This window comes from Nocardia takedensis NBRC 100417, assembly GCF_000308695.1.
Classification (GTDB): Bacteria; Actinomycetota; Actinomycetes; order Mycobacteriales; family Mycobacteriaceae; genus Nocardia; species Nocardia takedensis.
The window spans coordinates 47,282-68,925 of record NZ_BAGG01000031.1 but is presented as its reverse complement, the minus strand read 5'-3'; the positions used below and the strand labels follow the sequence as shown (position 1 = coordinate 68,925).

At 69.1% G+C, this 21,644-nt stretch carries 13 protein-coding genes and 1 tRNA gene; 7 read left to right on the top strand and 7 right to left on the bottom strand.

The features are described from left to right. Window positions 1–102: 102 nt before the first annotated feature. Entirely contained in the window at window positions 103–1,062 is a 960-nt protein-coding gene (locus tag ON30_RS06900) for a daunorubicin resistance protein DrrA family ABC transporter ATP-binding protein (protein WP_040704985.1), read from the top strand. Between the two features lie 26 nt (window positions 1,063–1,088). Continuing rightward, complete coding sequence (locus ON30_RS06895) at window positions 1,089–1,868, top strand: ABC transporter permease (RefSeq protein ID WP_040704983.1); 780 nt, start codon at window positions 1,089–1,091, stop codon at window positions 1,866–1,868. A gap of 76 nt (window positions 1,869–1,944) precedes the next feature. Here the strand turns inward: ON30_RS06895 and ON30_RS06890 are convergent, their stop codons facing one another. Then, window positions 1,945–3,363 (bottom strand): DUF7159 family protein, encoded by a 1,419-nt coding sequence (locus ON30_RS06890; protein ID WP_157183644.1) that lies wholly within the window; start codon window positions 3,361–3,363, stop codon window positions 1,945–1,947. Window positions 3,364–3,600: 237 nt separating this feature from the next. Between ON30_RS06890 and ON30_RS06885 the strand changes: the two genes are divergently transcribed. Then, window positions 3,601–4,221 carry a TetR/AcrR family transcriptional regulator gene (locus tag ON30_RS06885; protein WP_245553962.1) on the top strand — a complete coding sequence of 207 codons (621 nt, stop codon included), beginning with the start codon at window positions 3,601–3,603 and terminating at the stop codon, window positions 4,219–4,221. Between the two features lie 76 nt (window positions 4,222–4,297). Here the strand turns inward: ON30_RS06885 and acpS are convergent, their stop codons facing one another. Together acpS and ON30_RS06875 are read right to left on the bottom strand one after the other, a co-directional pair. After that, on the bottom strand, window positions 4,298–4,726 hold the full coding sequence (acpS, locus tag ON30_RS06880; RefSeq protein ID WP_040705035.1) for a holo-ACP synthase AcpS: 429 nt from the start codon (window positions 4,724–4,726) through the stop codon (window positions 4,298–4,300). A gap of 11 nt (window positions 4,727–4,737) precedes the next feature. Beyond that, entirely contained in the window at window positions 4,738–14,070 is a 9,333-nt protein-coding gene (locus ON30_RS06875; RefSeq protein WP_040704981.1) for a type I polyketide synthase, read from the bottom strand. Window positions 14,071–14,455: 385 nt separating this feature from the next. Between ON30_RS06875 and ON30_RS06870 the strand changes: the two genes are divergently transcribed. Further along, window positions 14,456–14,537 (top strand) — tRNA-Leu (locus ON30_RS06870). 619 nt (window positions 14,538–15,156) lie between these two features. Further along, entirely contained in the window at window positions 15,157–15,864 is a 708-nt protein-coding gene (locus tag ON30_RS06865; protein WP_040704980.1) for a hypothetical protein, read from the top strand. A 75-nt stretch (window positions 15,865–15,939) separates the two neighbouring features. Here the strand turns inward: ON30_RS06865 and ON30_RS06860 are convergent, their stop codons facing one another. The 3 genes from ON30_RS06860 to ON30_RS06850 form a co-directional block, all read right to left on the bottom strand. Then, window positions 15,940–16,233 carry a hypothetical protein gene (locus ON30_RS06860; RefSeq protein WP_040704979.1) on the bottom strand — a complete coding sequence of 98 codons (294 nt, stop codon included), beginning with the start codon at window positions 16,231–16,233 and terminating at the stop codon, window positions 15,940–15,942. 184 nt (window positions 16,234–16,417) lie between these two features. Then, window positions 16,418–16,696 carry a hypothetical protein gene (locus ON30_RS06855; protein ID WP_040704978.1) on the bottom strand — a complete coding sequence of 93 codons (279 nt, stop codon included), beginning with the start codon at window positions 16,694–16,696 and terminating at the stop codon, window positions 16,418–16,420. A 207-nt stretch (window positions 16,697–16,903) separates the two neighbouring features. Next, complete coding sequence (locus ON30_RS06850; RefSeq protein WP_157183643.1) at window positions 16,904–17,422, bottom strand: hypothetical protein; 519 nt, start codon at window positions 17,420–17,422, stop codon at window positions 16,904–16,906. A gap of 66 nt (window positions 17,423–17,488) precedes the next feature. Between ON30_RS06850 and ON30_RS06845 the strand changes: the two genes are divergently transcribed. Beyond that, the gene (locus ON30_RS06845; RefSeq protein ID WP_157183642.1) at window positions 17,489–19,012 is read left to right on the top strand and encodes an NsdA family TPR-like regulatory protein; all 1,524 of its coding nucleotides are present in this window, start codon (window positions 17,489–17,491) and stop codon (window positions 19,010–19,012) included. Continuing rightward, complete coding sequence (locus ON30_RS06840; protein WP_040704976.1) at window positions 19,009–19,332, top strand: 4a-hydroxytetrahydrobiopterin dehydratase; 324 nt, start codon at window positions 19,009–19,011, stop codon at window positions 19,330–19,332. The genes ON30_RS06845 and ON30_RS06840 overlap by 4 nt, the downstream gene beginning before the upstream one ends. Window positions 19,333–20,086: 754 nt before the next feature. Here the strand turns inward: ON30_RS06840 and ON30_RS06835 are convergent. After that, entirely contained in the window at window positions 20,087–21,601 is a 1,515-nt protein-coding gene (locus tag ON30_RS06835; protein ID WP_040704975.1) for a class I SAM-dependent DNA methyltransferase, read from the bottom strand. Between the last annotated feature and the right edge of the window lie 43 nt (window positions 21,602–21,644).

Below are 21,644 nucleotides of genomic sequence, written 5' to 3'. Positions count from 1 at the left end.
CCATTGTGGTCGGGGCCCGATCGCTGTCCAAGACCGCCCTTGCGCGTAAGAACTGTTTACTCTATAAACTCTGTTTATCACATAAGCAGTTCAGGAGACCTCATGTCCCGTGCACCGCACCCCGCCCTGACCGTCCGCGGACTCGCCAAGTCCCATGGCGAGCACACCGTGCTCACCGGCATCGACCTGACGGTGCCCGCGGGCACCGTCTTCGCCCTGCTCGGCCCCAACGGCGCGGGCAAGACCACTCTGGTCCGCATCCTGGCCACCCTCGGCCGTCCCGACCGCGGCGAGATCCGCGTCCTGGGCCACGACCCGCTCGGCGAACCCGCCGCCGTCCGCCGCCGGATCGGCGTCACCGGGCAGTACTCGGCCGTCGACGACGTCCTCACCGGGCGGGAGAACCTGCGCATGACCGGCAGGTTGCTGCACCTGGACCGCGCCGAGAACACCGCGCGCACCGCCGAACTGCTCGAACGCTTCGACCTGGTCGAACACGCCGACCGACGCGCCGGAACCTACTCCGGCGGGCTGCGCCGCCGTCTCGACCTGGCCATGAGCCTGATGGGCCGCCCCGACCTGATCTTCCTCGACGAACCCACCACCGGCCTGGACCCGCGCAGCCGTCGCGAACTCTGGCAGGTCATCCAACGGCTCACCGCCGAAGGCGTCACCGTCTTCCTCACCACCCAATACCTCGAGGAAGCCGACCAACTCGCCGACCGCGTCGCGCTGCTCGACCACGGCGTCATCGTCGCCGAGGGCACCCCCGAGGAACTCAAACAGCGCGCGCCGGGCGGACACATCCGACTGCGCTTCGGCGACCGGAGCCAACTCGGCGCCGCCGTCGCCGCGATCGCCGAGCGCGCGGGGGCCGCCGACGACGACGAACTCACCCTCCAGGTGCCCTCCGACGGCAACGCGGGCGATGTGAAACGCCTGCTGGATCGCTTCGAGGAACTCGACATCACCGTCGAACAGCTCACCGTGCACATCCCCGATCTGGACGACGTGTTCTTCGCCCTGACCGGACATCCCGCCCACCCCGCATCGGTCGCCTGAGCGACCCCGAACGAACGAGACCCGCGATGACCACCCTGTCCCCCGCGGTGCGCGCCGCCCAGGACTGCGCCACCATGCTCGACCGCAACCTGCGCCACACCCTGCGCAGCCCCGACTCCCTGATCATGACCGTCGCGGTGCCGGTGGTGATCCTGCTGATGTTCGTCTACGTCTTCGGCGGCGCCATCGAGATCGGCCCCGGCGCCTACATCGACTACGTCGTGCCGGGAATCATCCTGCTGTGCGCGGGATTCGGCGCGGCCACCACCGCGGTCAGCCTGTCCACCGACCTGTCCGAAGGCATCATCGACCGGTTCCGCGCCATGGACATCGGCCGCTCGGCGGTGCTCACCGGACATGTCCTGGAGAGCCTGATCCGCAACATGATCACCACGACCCTGGTGATCGCGGTGGCGGTCGCCGTCGGATTCCGGCCCACCGCCGACCCGCTGCGCTGGCTCGGGGCGTTCGCGATGATCGCGCTGTTCGTCCTCGCGCTGTCCTGGCTCGCCGCCTGCCTCGGCGTCCTGGCCGCCAATCCGGAAGCGGCCAACGGGTTCACGTTCTTCTTCCTGTTCCTGCCCTACGTCAGCAGCGCGTTCGTCCCGCCGGAGACCATGCCCGGCTGGCTGCACGCCTTCGCCGAACACCAGCCGGTCACCCCGGTCATCGAGACGGTGCGCGGACTGCTGACCGGCACCGAGATCGGCGACAGCGCGGCCGTCGGCGCGGCGTGGTGCCTCGGGATCGCGGCGCTCGGATTCCTCGGGGCCCGCACGCTGTTCGCCCGCCGCACCGCCGACTGACCGCACCGGAGTGCGTCCGGACAAAGCACGAGACCCTCGGCGTACCTATCGTCGAGGGTCTCGTGACTTCTGAGGTTCAGACCGCGGCGTGCCTGCCCGCCGCGTGCCGACCGTGCACCGCGGTGCGCTGCCCGATCGCGCCGCCTTCGACGTACTCGCCGCCGTCGTGCGCGCCGGACCGCTGCTCGCCGGATTCCTCGGTGCGCGAGGACCGTTCGGTGCGCGCCTCGGGAGCCTCGGGCTGGGCCGGGGTGAGCTGTTCGGAGGCCCACTGCATCATGAGCCGGAAGTGGTTGTCCCACCACTGCTGCGCCTCGGGGGTGAACGCGGGCGGCGGCGGGGTCTCGCCCGGGAACAGCATCGCCGCATCGGGATTGCCGACCCGGGTGGACCCCGGTGCGCCCGTACCGGGGGTCAGCGGTTCGGGCGTGCGCTCCTCGGATTCCAGGGCCGGGGTGGGCTGATCGGGCGTCATCGGGCGGGTGCCCCAGAAACGGCCCGTGGTGCCGGTGTCGTGGGCGGCGGGGACGGTCGGGCCCTGCGCGCGCGGCAGGGTGATCGTGGGCGTGCGGCCAGGGATCACCGGAGCGGGCGCGGGCGGCGGGCTGACCGCGTCCTCCTCGATGACGCGCGAATCCGCGGTGGTGTGGGTGTCGGCCAGCACCGTCGAGGTGGGGGTGGACAGCGAGTCGACCATGTAGACCCCGCCCGCCAGCAGGCCGCCCGCCAGCACGCTGGCCGCGGCCAGCAGGGCGGCGGTGCCGCGGCCGTAGCGGGGCACGTCCTCGACGTCGTCGCCGGAGACGACGCCGACCGTTTCGGGCAGCGCCGAGATCGCCGCGCCCGCCGCGGGCGCGGACACCGAGATCGGGCAGGGTAGGACCGGCACCCCGAAACCTTCGAGCGCGGCGCGTACCACGGCGGCGTCGGCGGCCGAGCCGATCATGACCACCGCGTCGGGGCGCACGGCGGCCGCCTCGAGCTGATCCCAGGCGGCCGTGACGGCGATGGCCAGCGAATGCTCGCTGGCGATCCCGGACTGCGAGGTGGCCGCGAGTACCCGGGTGCGGGCCCGGTCGACCAGCGTGAAGGACTGGTAGCCGGGGACCACCTCGCAGATCAGCAGGTGGTCGTGGTCGCCGAGCCACGGCATCATCGCCGCCAGGCTCAGGTGCGCGGATTTGGTCGACACCATCGAGGTCGAATGCCACGGGCCGGAGGCCAGTCGGGTGACGATGGCGCGGCGCTCGGCGGCGTCGCGGTAGGCGACCGCCGCGCCCGCGATCCGCCGGTGCGGACCGATCTCCGAGGCGACCTCGTCCATCGCGGTCTCGACCGCGGCGGCCACGTCGGCCTTGGTGTCGCCGCGGGTGCGTTCCACGCGGTGCAACAGGATGCGTTCGGGCAGATGTTCGCCGGTGTCGGCCAGTACCACCGCATGCACCGCGCCGCGCTCGGTGGAGACGCCGACGGTGACCACAGATCGAGCTCCCACAGATTTGTGCCTTCCTGGAAACAACGGAATGAATCCACGCACGCTCGGTTATGTCTTCGGCACGATGTGGGCTGCGGATGGGTCGTGAAATCGTACAGAACAGAACACGCTATCCCAGTGCGCGTGTCGCACGCGTGTCGGTACCGCTAGCCTGGGTGGGTGGATGTGCACACGGAGGCCAGGGCGAAGCGGCACCTGGACCCCGCGTTGGAACTGCAGGACGACCCGCAGGAGCTGATGCCGCGGCGCCGTCCGACCCAGGAGCGCAGCAAGCGCAAATTCGACGCGTTGCTCCAGGCGTCGAGAGAACTGCTGGTCGAGGTCGGTTTCGAGTCGTTCACCTGTGAGGAAGTCGCGGCCAGGGCCGAGGTGCCGATCGGCACGCTGTACCAGTTCTTCGCCAACAAGTACGTCATCGTGTGCGAGCTGAACCGCCAGGATCTGGTCGCGGTGTCCCAGGAACTCGCGGACTTCCACGGCGAGATCCCGTCGCTGGACTGGCTGCGCCACATGAACCAGTTCGTCGATCATCTGGCGAATCTGTGGATGACCGATCCCTCGCGGCGCGAGGTGTGGTTGGCCATGCAGTCCACCCCGTCCACGCGGGCCACCGGCGCGATCCACGAGAAGGAATTCGCCGAGGTGGTCTCGCAGATGCTGCGGCCGCTGACGCCGCGCACCCCGCGCGCCCGCCGCACGATGATGGCCGAAGTGCTGGTGCACGTGGTCTATTCGATGCTGAATTTCTCGGTGCAGGACGATCAGAGCAACGCCGAGGCGGTCTCGGAACTCAAGCGGCTCATGGTCGCGTATCTGCTGGTGGCCGAGAAGGAATCGCGCACGGCCAGCCAGCGCTGAGCCCTCGACCCGGCACACGACGAAAGGCGGACGGACCGATCGGTCCGTCCGCCTTCGCGTCTCGCGCCCTCGGGCCTCAGCCCTGATTCTCGAGGAGGTCGGCGAGCTCACCGGGATCCTCGAGCACGACCATCGCGGCCGCGGTGTCGCCGTCGTGGGTCAGCGACAGGTGCACCCGGACCCTGGGCAGGAATTCCGCGGCAAGGCCGTGCAGTTTGATGCTCGGCCTGCCCCACGCGTCGTTCACCACCTCGATCAGCGGGTACGGGTTGTCGCCGATCTGCGGGCTGCGGGCGAACCGGGAGGAGGCCCACGCCTTGAGGACCGCCTCCTTCGCCGCCCACCGCGCCGCGTAACTGCGCGCCGGATCGGTGCCCTTGCTCTGGCAGTAGCGCCGCTCACCGGCGGTGAAACTCTCCCTGAGCATGGTGGTTCCGACACGTTCGAGTTGTTCGGAGAACTCGGAGATGGTCACCAAGTCCAGGCCGATGCCGAGAATCGTCACGAACGCGCAGCCTACGACGCCGCCGGGCCGACCGGAGCGGAAGCCCCGGTGTTGCACCCGAATCCGTCGGCGCGGTACACGCCGTCACCGCCCAGTCGCGCCTCGGTCGACAACAGCATGTCGGCCTCGAGCTGCCGGACCGTCGAGGACGGTGTGCCCTCGCCGCCGAGACGACGATCCGCCGGACGCTCGTAGAGCGGCGCGCCGCCGCACATGGCCTCGGCGAAACGCTGCCTGCCCGCCAGCTGACGCTGTTCGGCCTGCCGCTGGTAGTCCGCCCGCCGACCCGGCGCGATGGCCTGGACGAACGCCTCCGGATGCACGACCGCGAGCAGACCCGAGACGTGTCCGAAGCCGAGCGAGGTCACCAGACCGGCCTTGAGCGGGAAACGCTCGCCGAAGCGCAGCGGTTCGCGCGCCCACACCAGGTGCGGGTAGGCGGCCATCTTGTCGTCGACGCAGTCCAGGCTGCGGTTCGGCGGCACCACGCCGTTCTCCAGCACCTGGCACAGGCCGATCAGCTGGAAGGCCGCCGCGCCGCCCTTGGCGTGGCCGGTCAGCGATTTCTGCGAGACGACGAACAACGGTGCGCCCTCGGTGCGGCCGATCGCCTCGGCCAACCGCTCGTGCAACTCCGACTCGTTGGGATCGTTGGCCGCGGTGGAGGTGTCGTGCTTGGAGATCACCGCGATGTCGTCCGCGCCGACGCCGAGCTTGCGCAGTTCGGCGGCGAAGCGGGATTCGCGTCCGCCGCGGCCCGCGCCCAGCGCACCCAGGCCGGGGGCCGGGATGGAGGTGTGCACGCCGTCGGCGAAGGACTGCGCGTAGGCCACCACGCCCAACACCGGCAGACCGAGTTCCAGCGCGACCTCGCCGCGGGCGAGCAGCACCGTGCCGCCGCCCTGCGATTCGACGAAGCCGCCGCGACGACGGTCGTTGGCGCGGGAGAAGTAGCGGTCGCTGATGCCCTTGGCGCTCATCGCCGCCGAATCCGCGGTCGCCGACATGTCGCCGAAGCCGACGATGCCCTCGATGCCGAGATCGTCGAAGCCGCCCGCGACCACCACGTCGGCCTTGCCGAGGCGGATCTTGTCCACGCCTTCCTCGACCGAGACCGCCGCCGTCGCGCACGCCGCCACCGGGTGCACCATCGCGCCGTAGCTGCCGACGTAGGACTGCACCACGTGGGCCAGCGCCACGTTCGGCAGCGCCTCCTGGAGGATGTCGTTCGGGCGCGGCTCGCCGAGCAGGTTGTCGACGTAGAGCGAGCGCATCGAGGACATGCCGCCCATGCCCGTGCCCTGGGTGTTGGCCACCAGGCTGGGGTGCACCCAGCTCATCAGCTCGGCCGGGCTGAACCCGGAACTGACGAACGCGTCCACGGTGCAGGCGATGTTCCACAGCGCGACCCGGTCCACCGAGGACGCCATATCGGCGGAGATGCCCCAGATGGTCGGGTCCCAGCCGGTCGGGATCTGGCCCCCGACGGTGCGCGAGAGCTTGGTCTTGCGCGGCACCCGGATCTCGGTGCCCGCCTTGCGGGTCACCGTCCAGTCGCCGGACTCGGCGGGGGTGATGACCGTGTGCTCCGGATCGGACCCGTGGAAGGCCCGCGCCTCGGCTTCGGTGCCCACCGTGAACGACAGGTCCTCGTCGAGGAAGACCGAGGTCATCAGCGGGGCCGTGTTGTCGAGCATCGCGCCGTCGTCGGCGTAGCGCCGCACGCCGCAGCGGGCGACCACCGCGTCGTGGTAGCGCTCGGCCAGTTCGGATTCCGGCACCAGGTCACCGGATTCGGTGTCGTACCAGCCGGGCTTGGGATCGTTCTCCCAGGTGACCATGCCGGTGGTCCAGGCCAGTTCGAGCACGCCCGCGGCGGACAGTTCGTCGGCCACCTCGACCTCGAAGCGCGTGCGCGCCGACCCGTACGGGCCGAGTTCGCCCGCGCCCACGATGACGACCATATCCGCGAGATCGGCCGTCACCTCGCCCCATTCGGGGACGGGCAGCGCCGAACTCAGGGTCGGCGGCGCGGGCAGCGCGGGGATCGTCGCGACGTCGTCCGCTTCGCTCTCCTCGACGGCGGCCTGTTCGGCGGCCTGCTTGGCCAGCGCGGGCAGGTCCAGCTTGGCGCGGGCCAGACCACCGGTCAGGTCGATCTGCTGCGGGCCGGTCGCGGTCACCTGACGGGCCCGCGAGGTGCACCACTTGAGCAGTTCGTCGGCCATCTCGGCGGTCGACCAGGTCTGCACGCCCGCGGCCTCGACCGCGTCGACCATCGGATCGTTGTGACCCATCAGGCCGGTGCCGCGCACCCAGCCGATCAGCGCGTGCACCAGCGTGACCCGCGCGGCCCAGGACTTCTCGGCCCGCCACTTGGCGACCACCGCGTCCAGGGCGGCCTTGGACTCGCCGTAGGCGCCGTCACCGCCGAACAGGCCGCGGTTGGGCGAACCCGGCAGCACCACGTGCAGTTTCGCGTCGACGTCGTGATCCGCGCCCAGCGCGGACAGTCCGCCGATGAGACGTTCCACCGACCACAGCAGCACGCGCATCTCGAGTTCGGCGCGCGCGCCCGCGTCGGACAGATCGCCCGCCACCCGCGGCGCCGCGAACGGCAGCAACAGGGTCGGGGTCATGGCGTCCTTGGTCTTGACCTTCGCGCCGCCCGCGTTGTCCACCTGCTCGGTGCCGACCCACTCGATGAGCGCGTCGATGTCCTGGTAGGAGGCCATGTTCGCGGGCGCCACCCACAGCGCCGCGCCCTGGCGGGCGTTGTCGCGGTAGAGCGAGCGGTAGAAGCCGAGACGCTCGTCGTTCAGGCTCGAAGTGGTGACCACCACCGTCGCGCCACCGCGCAGCAGGCGTCCGGTCACCGCGGCGGCGATGGAACCCTTGCTCGCCCCGGTGATCACGGCGACATCGGAGGACCACAGACCCGGTTCCTCGGTGCGCGCGGCCTCGGCGATGCGCTCGTAAACACCGGCCAGCACCGACCGCGCCTCGTGCTTGGCGCGCGCCCGCCACCATTCGGCCTGCGCGGCAACGGCTTCGCCCGCGCCGAGGTAACCCTCGACGGCGACGTCCTCGCTGTCCTCGCCCAGCCACAGCCGGACCAGGTCCTCGCGGGCGGTGGCCCAGCGGTCGTCGATCAGCACGGCCTTGCGACCGTCGAAGGTCGGGGCGACCATGCGCGGCCAGTCCGAGCCGAGTTCGGCCGAGACCAGATCGGCCAGCGAATCGTCGGCGGCCTCGACCGCGGAGATCTGTTCGCTGAGCCCGAGTTCGTCCAGGATGACGCGCGCGGCCTTGGCCAGCACGCCGTCGCGGCCGGTGATCTGTTCGGTGAACTCGCCCAGCGCCGCCGCGTCGACGGTGCCACCGCCGCCGCCACCGGCCGCGGGCAGCGTCACCGAGACGCCGCGTCGGGAGGCCACGGCCTGCACGGCCGCGTCGACGGCCGCGTCCACCGCGGCGCCGTCGCCGAGCGCGCCGCCGACCAGTCCGCCCAGGTCGCCGCCGCGCACGCTGGCGCCCTCGCGGGTGCCGAGGGAGACCTCGGCGGTGACGTGGTGGGCCCAGCCGTCACCGAGTTCCCAGACCTTCTTGACGCGTTCGGCGATGGCGGCGGGCCGCTTGCCGGACGGGCCGAAGACCTTGCGCAGGTGATCGCCGATAGAATCCGAGAGCACCGAGCCGAAGGGCTTGTAGGTGCGGGCCAAGCGCTCGACGGTGGCCGAGAGCGCGCCCATGTCGGCGTCGGCGGCCCCGTCGATCGCGCCGAGCGACAGTTCGGCGCCCAGGTCGACCAGCAACTGGTTGCGGCGCGAGGACACGCCGTCGCACAGACCCTCGATGGTGTCCACCGGGCCGATCTGGTCCAGCCGCAGCTTGGTCCACAGCGCGATGAGCACGCGGGTGGCGTCGGCGGCGCTGAAGACGATGTCGTCCGGACGCGGTCCGCCCGAGCTCGCGACCGGCGCCGCCACGGGCGCGGGGGCCGCGGCGGCGGGTGCGGCGGCGGTCTCGGCCGGGGTGTCCTCCGGCTCGTCGTCCACCGGCGCGGGATCGGTGTCGGTGGCGTAGACGATGCTCGCCTCGCGCTCGATGTTGAGCACCTCGACCGCGGCCGAGCCGAAGCTCGGGAGCTTGAGGGTCTGGCTCGCCAGGTTCGCCACGGTCGGCGTAGCGCCGAGACCGATCTCCACGAAACGCTCGACCCCGAGACCGCCGTCGGCGACCGCGGTGAACAGCAGGTCCTGGGTCTCGATCCAGCGCACCGGGCTGGCGAACTGCCAGGCCAGCAGCTCGATCAACACCACCCGGCACAGGTCGTTGGGGCGCGCGGCCCAGCCGTCGAAGTCGGCGAGGACCTCGGTCAGCGGCTCGGAGGGCACCAGGTCCGCGATCTCCTGGACGAACGCGCGGTCCAGCGAGAACGGCTTGGGCACCAGGTTCGGGATGTAGCGGCCGACCAGGATTTCCGGGTGCAGATCCTGCGGGAGCAACTGCTCGAGCTTCTGCCGGAACTCCGGCACGCCCTTGCGCAACACCGTCGAATGGAACGGCACGTCGATGCCGGGCACCAGGATGAAGGCCCGCTTGCCGCCGAATTCGGCACGGCGGCGGTCGATCTCGGTCTCCAGCGCCTCCAGGCCCGCGACCGTGCCCGCGATCGCGTACTGCGAGCCGCGCAGGTTCAGGTTCACGACCTCGAGGAATTCGCCGACCCGCTCGCCCACACCGGCCACGAACGAGACGACCTCGTCGTCGGGCAGTCCGATCTGCGAGGGCCGGATCGCGGCCATCCGGTAGTTGCTGCGGCCCTTGGCATCACGCGGCACCAGTTCGTGCATGGCCGAACCGCGCTGGAACACCACCTCGAGCACGGCCTCGAGCGGCAGCACACCGGCCACCGCGGCCAGCGCGTTGTACTCGCCGACCGAGTGACCGGCCAGCATCGCGCCCTCGACCATCGCGCCCGCCTCGCGCAACTCCGCGACCTGCGCGACACCGAGGGTGGCCATGGCGACCTGGGTGAACTGGGTCAGGTGCAGCACGCCGTCCGGGTGCCGGTGCTCGACGCCGCGCGCCTTGAGGTAGGTCGGATTGTCGCGCACCACGGCCAGGATCGAGAAGCCGAGGGCCTCGCGGGTGTGCTTGTCGGCGCGGTCCCAGATCTCCTTGGCGGCCTTGGAACGGGTCCGCGCGTCCAGCCCCATGCCCTTGGCCTGGATGCCCTGGCCGGGGAAGGCGTAGACGGTCTTCGGGGCGGCGGTGCGACCGGTCGCGGTCATCACCAGATCGCCGCCGGTCCGGCAGGAGACCTCCACGATCTCGCTGCCCGCGTCGACCGCGATCCGCTCCACGCGCACGTCGATCTCCGCGCCGGGACGCACCATGCCCAGGAAGCGGGTGGTCCACGCGGTCAGCGTCCGCGCGGGCGCCGCGCTGTCCGGATCGACCGCGGAGACCGCGTGCTGGGCGGCGGCCGAGAGCCACATACCGTGCACGATCGGGCTGCCGAGTCCGGCCAGCTTGGCGGCGGATTCGCTGGTGTGGATGGGGTTGTGGTCGCCCGAGACCGCGGCGAAGGCGTGCATGGCGCGCGGGGCGACCATGGTGACGTCACGACGCCTGCGACGCGGGGTGTCGGTGACGGAGTCGGAGACCGAGCCCGCCGCGCGCGGCGGATCGGCCAGTTCCCCGGCGCCGTTGCGGCCGCGGATGGCGAAGCGCTCGGTGAGCGTCGCGACCGGCGGCATCGACAGACCGGTCTCCGGCTTGTCCAGCATGCCGGTGATCTTCACGCTGACCTCGACCACGCGACCCATATCGGTGTCGACGGTCTCGCCCGCGGTGGCGCGCACCACGAGAACGCTGGTGTCGGCGGGCAGTTCGTCGTGCAATTGGACCTGATGATCGAGGTGGACCAGGTCGAGCATGCCCTCGATGACGCTCGCGCCGTCGGCGGTGCGGGTGGCCCCGAGCACCGCGAACACGGCGGGCCAGCAGGCGCCGACCAAGACGTCGGGCACGGTGCGCCCCAGGGTGCTCAGCGAGGCGGGCAGACCCGATCCGGTGACGCCGGCGTGGTCGGCCAGCAGATCCGGCGTCCACGCGACGTTCAGGTGCGCGGTGCCGCCCTTCACCTCCGGCAGCGACTGTCCGGCGGCGACCGCCAGCAGCGCCGACATCGCGGTCTCGGCGTCGTCCTCGGTGATGACCGGCGCGCCGCCGTTGTAAGCGGAGACCGGCACGGTGATCCGGATCTTCACCGCGTCGCGGCCCAGCAGCGGGACGCTCAGCTCGACGTAGGCGTTCTCGGCCTCGGGGCCGGTGGTCTCGACCAGGGTCGCACCGGTGCGCGGGTGCACCGCGCCCTTGCCGTCCACGGTCCACTCGGTCAGGTCGCCGAGGCGGTGCACCGGGTTGACGGTGGTGCGCCCGGACCACTGCACGTCCGGCGCGGCCAGCACGGTGTCGATCGGTCCGCCGGTCACCCCGGCGACCCGGCGCGCGTCGACCGCGGCGGGCACGTCACCGGCGCGGACCAGCGCGTAGGCGGTGTCCTGCTCGAAACGGTCCAGCAGTTCGCCGACCGGCTCGTCGACCCGGGTGATCCCTGCCACCGCGACGGTGCCCGGGATCACGCACACCTGATCGGCGGAGTAGCGCGGGTCGTGGGCCTGCCACAGCGAATCCGAACGCCACCAGCGGCGCACGTCACCGTCGACCACCGGCACGAAGTTCACCGGCTTGCCCGGGATCTTGCACAGCGAGATGAAGAACGGCACGTCGGCCGGATGCAGCAGCGTGGTCTCGGCGGCGGTGTAGCGCTCCTTCAGGCGGCAGATCGCGTCCACCGGGCGCTCGAACTCGTCATCATCGGCGAACAGCGTCTCGATCTCGCCGCGGTCGGCCGGGTTGAGGCGGGATTCGGTGCGCCGCACCATCTCCGCGAACCGGTCGCGCCAGGTGATGTCCAACCACACCGAGCGGGTGGCGTCGATGATCGCCTCGCCGATGTCGCTGCCGCAGTCGAAATCCTTGCGGCGGTCCAGGCCCACGGCCAGTTCGACGTAGCGCTCCAGCCAGTCCAGGTAGGTCATGGTGGCGACGTCGCCGAAGTACGGCTTGGCGGTGGTGTTCAGCGCCGCGATGATCTCCTCGCGACGTTCGGCGACCGCGTCGGCGTCACCGGCCACCTCGTCGAGCAGACGTCCGGTCCGCGAGGCGGCGTTGTCGATCTCGTGGATGTCCGCGCCGAGTTGGCTGCGGCCCGAAGCCATTCCGCCGTTGGCGGTGCCCGCGCCGACCCAGTCGGGGGTGCCGGGGGTGTCGACCAGCAACTGCTTGACCTCGGGAGCGGTGGTCGCCTCCAGCGTGGCCATCGCGGCGGTGCCGACCAGCACGCCGTCCAGCGGCATCACCGGGTAGCCGTGCGCGGCCGACCATTCACCGGTCAGGTATTCGGTGGCCCGCTCGGGCGTGCCGATGCCGCCGCCGACGCAGACCACCACGTTGTCGCGGCCGCGCAGTTCGGCGTAGGTCTCGATCAGCAGGTCGTCGAGGTCTTCCCAGGAGTGGTGACCGCCGGCCCTGCCGCCTTCGATGTGCATGATGACCGGGTAGTCGGGGACCTCGTCGGCGATGCGCAGCACCGCGCGGATCTGGGCGACCGTGCCCGGCTTGAACGCGACGTGGCTGATGCCGACCTCGGTCAGCTCCTGGATCAGCGCGACCGCTTCCTCCAGTTCGGGAATACCCGCGGTGACGATCACGCCGTCGAACGGCGCGCCGGCCTGACGGGCCTTCTGCACCAGGCGCTTACCGCCCAACTGCAACTTCCACAGGTACGGGTCCAGGAACAGCGAGTTGAACTGCACCGTGCGGCCCGGCTGCAACAGCGTCTTCAGCTCGGCCACCCGGTCGGCGAAGATCTGCTCGGTGACCTGGCCGCCGCCGGCCAGTTCGGCCCAGTGGCCCGCGTTGGCCGCCGCGGCGACGATCTTGGCGTCCACCGTGGTCGGGGTCATGCCCGCCAACAGGATCGGCGAACGGCCGGTGAGTTTGGTGAAGGAGGTCTCGACCACGATGCGCCCGTTGGGCAGGCGCACCGGCTTCGGCGCGAACGAGGACCACGGCCGCGCCACCGTCGGCGCGGCGCCCGGGGTGAGCAGGCTGCGCTGCCCCGCCCGGGTGGCCGCGGCCACGATCCCGACGCCCGCGCCCTTGAGCGAGCCGCCGGTGACCCGGCTCAGCAGATCGCCGGGGCCCAGGTCCAGGATCCACCGCGCGCCCGCGGCGACGACCTCGTCGACCGTGGCGACCCAGTCGACCGGATCGACCAGGATCTCCTTGGCCATCCGGCTCGCCAGTTCACGGTCCAGACCGCACTGCGCCGCCCAGCCGCCGACCAGGTCCACGGTGTCGCCGAGCGCGGGATGGTGGAACGCGACGTCGACCGGCAGATCCTCGAACACGGGCGCGAACACCGCGCCGCCGAACTGCTTGGCCTCGCGTGCCTTGCTCTGCTCGTCGTGGATCTCCCCGCAGCGCGCGCGCACCCGACCCAACTGCGCCGGCGTGCCCGACAGCACGACGCGCCTGCGTCCGTTGCGGATCGAGATGACCGCGGCCGCCTTCGGATCCACGCCCTCCGACACCTCGGCCAGCACGGCGCGCAACCGCTCGGGATCGACGTTGGACACCGCCAGCATCGAGGACTTCTCCCCCACCGGCATCAGCCCGCGCCGCCGGGCCACCAGACCCGCGGCGGCACCGACCAATTGGGCGATCGCGAGCAGTTCCGCGTCCCGCGAGCCGCCTGCCTCGACCGCCGCCGCGGCCAGCAGACCCTGCGAATGCCCGACCACGGCCACCGGCGCGTTCTCACTCGGGTCCAGCCCCTGCAACCGCAGCGCCCGCAGCGCCGCCAACTGGGCCAGCAGCACACCGGGCATCGACACCGGCGCGCTGCGCAGCACGGCGTCCGACGGCGCGGCGGAGCTGTCCCCCGCGTCCGGATCGGCGAGTTCCTCTTCGAGCAGCCACCCGATCGGGTCGAACCCGACCGGACGGACCACGAGCAGTTGCGACGCAACGGGTTCCAGCAGCGCGGCGGCTTCGTTGACCAGGGCGGTCAACTCGGGCTCGAGCGCGCTGTCACGCCCGATCTCCTCGAGTTCGCCGAGCCACTGCGCGCCCTGGCCGCCGAACGCGAGCGCGTAGGGCGCCCCGTCCAGCAGACGATCCAACAACGGCGCCCGCACCTCACCCCTCTGCGCGGTGATCCTGGCGCTCGATCCGGTCCCGGTCTCGGTGCTCTCGTTGATCGTCAAGACGCTTTCGACTTTCTCTCCTGGCGACCTACCCCGTCCGGCACGTCGCTCCCTTCCGGTTCGCACCTTCGCGACCCACGGGCCTGTCTTCCGCGAGGATTCCACAAAATCATGAGGAAATCCTCACGTTTGCTCCGCACTCGCCCCCTTACCACTCGGTATTCGCGCACGGAAGTACCAGAATCTTCCGAAACATGACCCCTCCTCACGTTTGAACCCGCTGGTCGATCCGGTTACCAACGCGTACGAAACATGAGCGCCCCTCATGTTGACCGTTACTGAACCGTTATAATCCCAGGTCGGGTTACCGGCGAGTACGACACTCGCCACATGTTCTTCGCGATCCCGGTCAAGCCCGGTAGAGTTTGGACGGTCGTACCATCAAGCGCGAGTGGCGAAATTGGCAGACGCGCCAGATTTAGGTTCTGGTGTCCACGGACGTAGGGGTTCAAGTCCCCTCTCGCGCACATACTCCAGCATCCTCGCCGACCGCTCGTCTCGCCCACGCGAAGACACGGACACGATCCGATCACATCTACCCTGAGCTGCGGATTCCCGCGCTGCGTCCACCAATCCCCGCCGTCGGACCACTGTCCAGATGTTTGCTCGCGGAGGCCATTCCCGGCGATCGCGCCGGTCACCCGACCGCGGCCGGAATTGCTAGAACACGTTCACAAACCGCAGGTCACGAACCGCTCGGTCCGTCCCCTGTCACCCCGATTTCCTGTCCGAATCGCGCCCGGCGCGGGAGCCGCCCGCGAACCATCCCTGGTCGCCGGACCGCCTACCGAGATTCCGGCTCGAATCGACGAGTGCCGACGCCCCTTCCCGCCCAGCCGACGGAACGCCCATCCGCCCCCGTGGCCGCCCCGGTGCTGTCGTCGACCTTTGCCGCCGTCCAGTGGCCGCTGGCCCGAACAGGCGGCTGGACAGCCATACGAGGACCGTTCCTACGATATGAATCCGACACTTGCAGTGCGACTTTCGTGCACTCTGGAGTTGTCGGGGTGGCGGGGAATACTCCCACCCGGAACACCGACTGGGCCGAACAGCTCAGGCCAGCGGGGAAACAGGGAGGGACCACACATGACGGAAACCTACGATTCGGAGCGGGTGGCCACAGCGCGGGCCGGTGAGCCGTGGTTGACCGCCGAATGCCGTCGCCTGGTCGAGGGGGTCCGAGCGGGCAGAACAGCCCTCGAACTGGCGGCCGAACTCGGTCGCACCGACGAAGCGGTGCGGGCCCGCTGCCGGATGCTGCTACCGCCGCAGCGGCGTGCGGCCCGCAACAGCAAGCGAGCGGCACTGGCCCTGCTGGCCGCCGAACTACGCAACGATCCGAACTATGACTGGGAACAACAGCTCATCGACCATGCCGTCGACTCGGGCAAGGCCTACTGGAGCGAGGCCATGGACACCGCGCTGTCGGACGGCTGGCAGCGTGCGGCATCCTGGGACGAGCTGATCGCAGCGACCGGCGTCACCGAACACGAGATGGCCGGCCGACTCAAACGCCGCGGTCTGGTTGCCAGCCGAGACGAGGTGTTCGACCGACTCGGCCCACCCGGATCCACTCGCGCCCACCGCGAAACCCCTGTCGACCTCGACCCAACACCGGTATGGGTGCTCGTCGTAACGGGTCTGCGCTCCCGCCCACCTCATGTATCCCTGCACACCCTACGCTCCGGCGCCGAGCGGAACCTCACCGACGTGACCGGGGAGCATCTGGCCCTCGGCGGTCATGTCGACGAACTCACCATCACTCTTGTGCCACGCACGCCCATCACCGACTGAACCATTCAGAACCGACGTGTGTGCTGGAAACAAAACGAGTTCCGGCCTAATCAATGCCGAAATCACTGATCGTAGTTAGGCAACGTGGGCGGGGATGAGTCCGGTCGGTAACAGCACGGGACAGACGCGGGGCACGGCCTTGTAGGCGGTGCCGAAGTGTTCCAAGTCGGCGGCGATTATCACCGCAGCTCGGGCCTTGGCGGCGGTGTCGACGATGAGCGTGGTCGGCACGAAGGTGTCGTAGTCGATCGACAGGATGTTCACCAGCGTGTACTCATACCGTTCGGCAAGGGCTTCGATGGTGGTCTGCGACGACAGGATCTCGTCGGCGAAGCCGAGGTGTAGCAGTCCGATCGCTCTCAGTGACAACAGTTCTACCCTCCTTTTCGCGAACACTGGATCAGCCGGGAGAGCGGGATTCCTTCGCGGAAGGCACCCGATGTGACCGGAGTTGCAGGCACATCGCTCCCCGCACGGTCGGGGTTCCGCGAAATTCCCTGACACCACACGCCGCGCCCCGGCCGGATAACGCGACATGGTCATGGGGATGGCTTTAATCGTGTGCGGTGGTGATCGCGGGCAGTTCCGCGGTCGTCTCCACCGGGGTCATCGCCCGCAACACCGACCGGGCGGACTCGACCACTGCCAACCCCGATGGCCGGTGCGGGCTGTGAGCGGCGTGAATCCACCCGCGATAGAACACCCCGCACCCCGACGGTGACGGCAACCCGACCAGTTCGCCGCGCGCGAGCAACCGCACCCTGTCACCCCACAGCGATTCATCGCGCGCGATGACGCCGGCGGGAATGTCGGAGGAACCAAAAAAGTCCACTGCGCACCGCGCGGGTGGCTGATGATCGGTCCACCGCCGAGGCGTCGGCGATCCAGATCGATCTTGACCAATTGCGCCACCTCCGAGGACATCTCGAGTGCCCACACCATTCCGGTACGGAAACTGATGCTTCCGGTCTTCGGATCCACGACCGCCGGGAGCTGGCACGCGCTGCGGTAGTACCGGCAGCGGGAACAGCGGTGTCGCTCACGAGACCTGCCCACGGTCGTGAGCCCGGGATATGGCGTCGATGGCCTGCACCTTGGCCGCGATCTCGGCGACCGCTTCGGCAGCCGAAGTCCCCGTATAAGAAGCAGCTTCGACGCTGGTCAACAACCCCTCGGTCGCCAACCGCTCCAGCAGTTGCGCGAACTCCTCGACCGTGGGCACGTAGCGGATGTGCCAGTTCAACCACCCACGCGCGCTGTCATGCCATACCGGAGCCGGTGGCCCTGCCTGTTCGAGGCGCGCCGCGAAGGCGGCCATTCGCTCGTCGTTCGGCAGGCTCCGCAGAAAGCCGAGACAACCGTAGTACTCGTCCTGCGCCGTCCGCTCCGCCGCGGCGCGAAGGGCGAATCTCCCCTCACTCCCGACACGATCGATCGACTCCGCCCGCGCCGCGCCACTACTGCCAATATCTGAATCGAGCCAGGAAGACCCCATGATTGCCTCCGCCCCTGCGATGTTCGGTTGCTGGGTATCCGGCACCGGGGGCTGTTCGGCCATCGGCACCCGCATCATTACGGCGGCCGATGCGCTGCCCCGAATGGCGGGAGGGGCAGCGTCGCCCCGGTGCCGGATACCTCATTCACCCTGGTCCACAACGTTTGTCGGTCGATACGGCACAGCGTTCGGGTATCGTTCGGACAGCGTGCGAATTTGCCCCGGACGAGCGTCGGAGACATAGGAAAATCAATGGTCAGAGGGCGGGAATGGACCGGTTTCGAAGCGGCTGCCCTTCAGGAGGCGATGCGCAGGTCGATCCGTGATTTCGCCGCGACGCTCGGCATAGACACCACGACGGTCGCCAATTGGCGGTCGGGACTGGGAACCGTCACTCCTCGCCCCAGAATGCAGGAGATCCTGGATACCACGCTGGAGCAGCGCGCGACAGCAGAGGACCGCGCCCGCTTCGAGCAGATCCTGGCCGAAGGCGAAGCGGTCTGGCGCGAGCGTCACGTCCGCCGCGCGGCGAGCGCCGAACTCGTCCTCGAATCCCCACAGCAGCCCTACACCACCACCTCTGTTCCTCATCCGAGCGCGACTACCGTGCAGGAGAGCGCCCGAGACGCGGCATGGGAGGACCCTGTGGAACGCAAGACATTTCTCCAGGTGATGACCGGCTCCGTAGTCGGATTGGCACTCGGAGCGGGTACCACCGCCCGGTCGAGCGACTCCGTCGACGCGCTGAAAAGCAGCTGTTCTCGACCCGAACTCGTGGACTACTTCCGCGCCCAGCTCGCCGGGCACTACACCGCGGACGCATACCTGGGTTCGATTCACCTGATTCCCACGGTGCGGGCTCAGACCGAGCTGATCATCCGCCTGGCGAGCGAGACCGACGACCCCACGCGCCATGACCTACTCGAAACCGGGGCCGCCTACGCAGCACTCCTCGGTTGGCTCTACCAGGACTCGGGCGACCTCTCCGCATCGACGGAATGGCGCTGCACCACTCTGGCGCTGGCCCACCGATCCGGTGATCGGCAGATACTCTCCTACGCGCTGTCCAACATGGCGATGCTCGCCCTGGACCAGGACGACGGTCGAGTAGTCGTGGAATACGCACGGGCCGCTCGAACGCCCGAACGAGAGCTGTCCCCGAAATGTCGGGTGATCGCACTCCAACACGAAGCCCAAGGCCACGCCATGCTGGGCGACCGCGCCACCGCCGACCGCCTGCTCGACGATGCCGCCCACCTCGTCGACAAAGTCGATGACCACCACCCATGGGGAAACGCCAGCCGCCGGACCCCTCATCACATCCAAGTCCAGCGCGCCATCTGCTATGGGCGCACCGGAACCGCGCACGACGCCGCCGCCGCGGTAGTGCTGTGGGACGAGATCATCGACACCCTGCCCGAACTCGCCCGCCGCGACAACGCCGTGTTCCGAGCACGCCAATCCGCCGCACTCGCGAAAGTGCCAGACCCCGACCGCGCTGTCTGGGCAGCCGCCGAAGCAGTCGAGGTACTCGGACGAACAGGATCGGCCAGACTCCGCCGCGAGCTGAAGGCGCTCCCCACGCATTCGCACCAGTGGGCGAACACCTCGGCCGGTCGTGAACTCCGGGCGATCGTGGGGTCCGTCGCATGACCACACCGCCGCCCGCGCTCGACGACGACCAGATCGCCGCCGCCCTGACAGCCCTACCGGGCTGGAAACGCGACGGCGACGAGATCACCCGCACCTTTGCTCACACCTACCACGAGTGCGTCCACCTCGCTGTGTACGTCGCGGCGAAGGCACGGGAGGTCAGCCACCACCCCGACATCCTGATCACCTGGCAGCGAGTGGAGTTCAGGATCACGACCCACGACTCCGGACGGAAACTGACCGCACTGGACTTCGAGCTCGCACGGCACATCGACCGAATCGCAACCGCCGCGGGAGCAACGCCGGCCCCAGACTCTTAGCACCCGGCACTGGCGATCTGCGAACCTTCGGCACAAGCAAGGTCAGATCGCCGCCGTCCACCACCAGGGCGGCCGGGCACGGACACCAGAACAGCTTGTCCACCTGCGGGACCAATCGCATCACCGACTCGAAAAGTGGCACGAACGCGCAGAATCAGGATAGATGGACGTTGGGTGGATCAGCGCGCTGGCACGAGAATGAATGCCGCATGCCTGCTTTACATCACGGTCTCCCTGCCCCGCTCGCTGTCGACGCGTCCGGCCGCCGGGTTTGCTCTGCCAGGCGCAGCCGTCCCAGATCCGGACGATCGACGATCAGACACCTGGGTTTTCGCCGTCTTATGTTCGGGCTTCGCTCGAAGAAGTCTTGACGGTCGGAGCTGTCTGCGGGCATGGTGATATGGGCGGCTGATGCTCCACGGGTGTGCTCACCGAGTACACCCGAGGATCGCTCCCGTGCGCTCGAAGCGACTTCTGCTCGTGCCGGCGAGCACGCGCGATCGCACCCATGACGGCTGCCGGGATTGCCATGCCGAGCGACGCGAGTTCGACTCCATCCCATGGGCATCGTTGCGCGAATGATTGGTCCTCGCCCCTTGGCGGCATGTGCGGTAGACGGTGGGGGATCTCAGTCGGGACTTCCCTTGCCCCGTCTCTATGTGGCGCGCCGACCAGCACGCGCACGGGTCAAACGCGTCTCTCGGAACTGCGCGAGTAGGTGTGAACGCCTTCGCTCATACCGGCCGCCGCCGATTCAGTCCCGATTCGCGACCTCGGTGGCGCGGGCCGCCAACGCGTCGGCGACGGCGGAGAACTCGGCGAGTGCGGCGGTCAGGTCCTCCACGATCTCTTGCGCGAGGATCTCCGGCGGGACTCCGTCGTCGGCATCGGTCAGCGATGGGTCCTTGAGCCACGTGATGTCGAGGTTCGCCTTGTCCCTGGCGATCAGCTCGTCGTACGCATAGGGCTTGAATCGCTCGGACTCGATCCGAGCGGATCGGTCGTCGGCGTTGAACGCCTCGATGAACGGGGCAAGGTGCTCGTCACGCAGCGGCCGCTGCTTGAGGGTGAAGTGTTCGCCGGTACGGAAGTCGTAAACCCACAACTTGTCCGTCCACGGTTGGCCAGGCCGAGCCTGTTTGCGATCGAAGAACAGCACATTCGCCTTGACGCCGCCCGCGTAGAAGATTCCCGTCGGCAGCCGTAGCAGAGTGTGGACGTCGTACTCCTTGAGCAGGCGCCTGCGGATCTGCTCACCGGCGCCACCCTCGAACAGCACATTGTCCGGCACGACCACCGCAGCACGGCCGTCGATCGCGAGGAGCGACGCGATGTGCTGGACGAAGTTGAGTTGCTTGTTCGTGGTCGTGACCCAGAAGTCCTGACGGTTGTAGGCGACATCCTCGCGCTCGGCCCGGCCGTCGTCCCCGACGACGGTGATCGACGACTTCTTCCCGAAGGGTGGATTGGCCAGCACCATCGAGGCCGAGCGGGCGGGTTTCGTCGCCAGTGCGTCGTGAACGTCGATCACCGGGTCGCCGGTCGCCTGCCCGATGCCATGCAGAAACATGTTCATCGTCGCGAGCCGGGCGGTGCCGTCGACCAGTTCGACGCCGCGGACGGTCCGCCCCTCGCTCAGCGCTGTGCGCTGTTCGGGGGTGATGGAGTCGTTGTGATGGGCGCGCAGGTAATCGACCGCGGCCAGCAGGAATCCGCCCGTTCCGCACGCGGGGTCGACGATGGTCTCGGCCGGTGTCGGGCGCATCACATCCACGATGGCGTGGATAAGCGTGCGCGGGGTGAAGTACTGACCCGCGCCGGACTTCACATCCGAGGCGGACTTCTGCAAGAGCCCCTCGTAGGCGTCGCCGTTGAGGTCGCCGCCGATACTCGACCAGTTCTCGGACCCGATCAGGTCCACCACGAGCTTGCGCAACAGCGCCGGTTCCTGAATCCGGTTTTGCGCCTTACGGAAGACGACACCGAGGTTGGTGGTCTCTTTTCCGAGTTCGCTCAGAATTCGGCGGTACTCCGCCTCGAGCGCGACACCGTCGAGGTCCGTGAGGCGGCCCCACGAGATGTCGAGGCTCGCCGGTAGGATCTGAACCGGGTTCATGAAGTTCCGCTGGCGCTCGTCCGCCATCTTCAGGAACAGCAGGAAGCTGAGCTGCTCAACGTAATCGATGGCGGAGACTCCGGCATCCCGCAGGACGTCGCAGTAGCTCCAGAGTTTGTCGACGAGGCGGCGCAGTTCCGCGGCGTTGCTCACCGGTCGAGGGTAGCCGTACCGGTATCGAAGCCGTGGCTGCGGA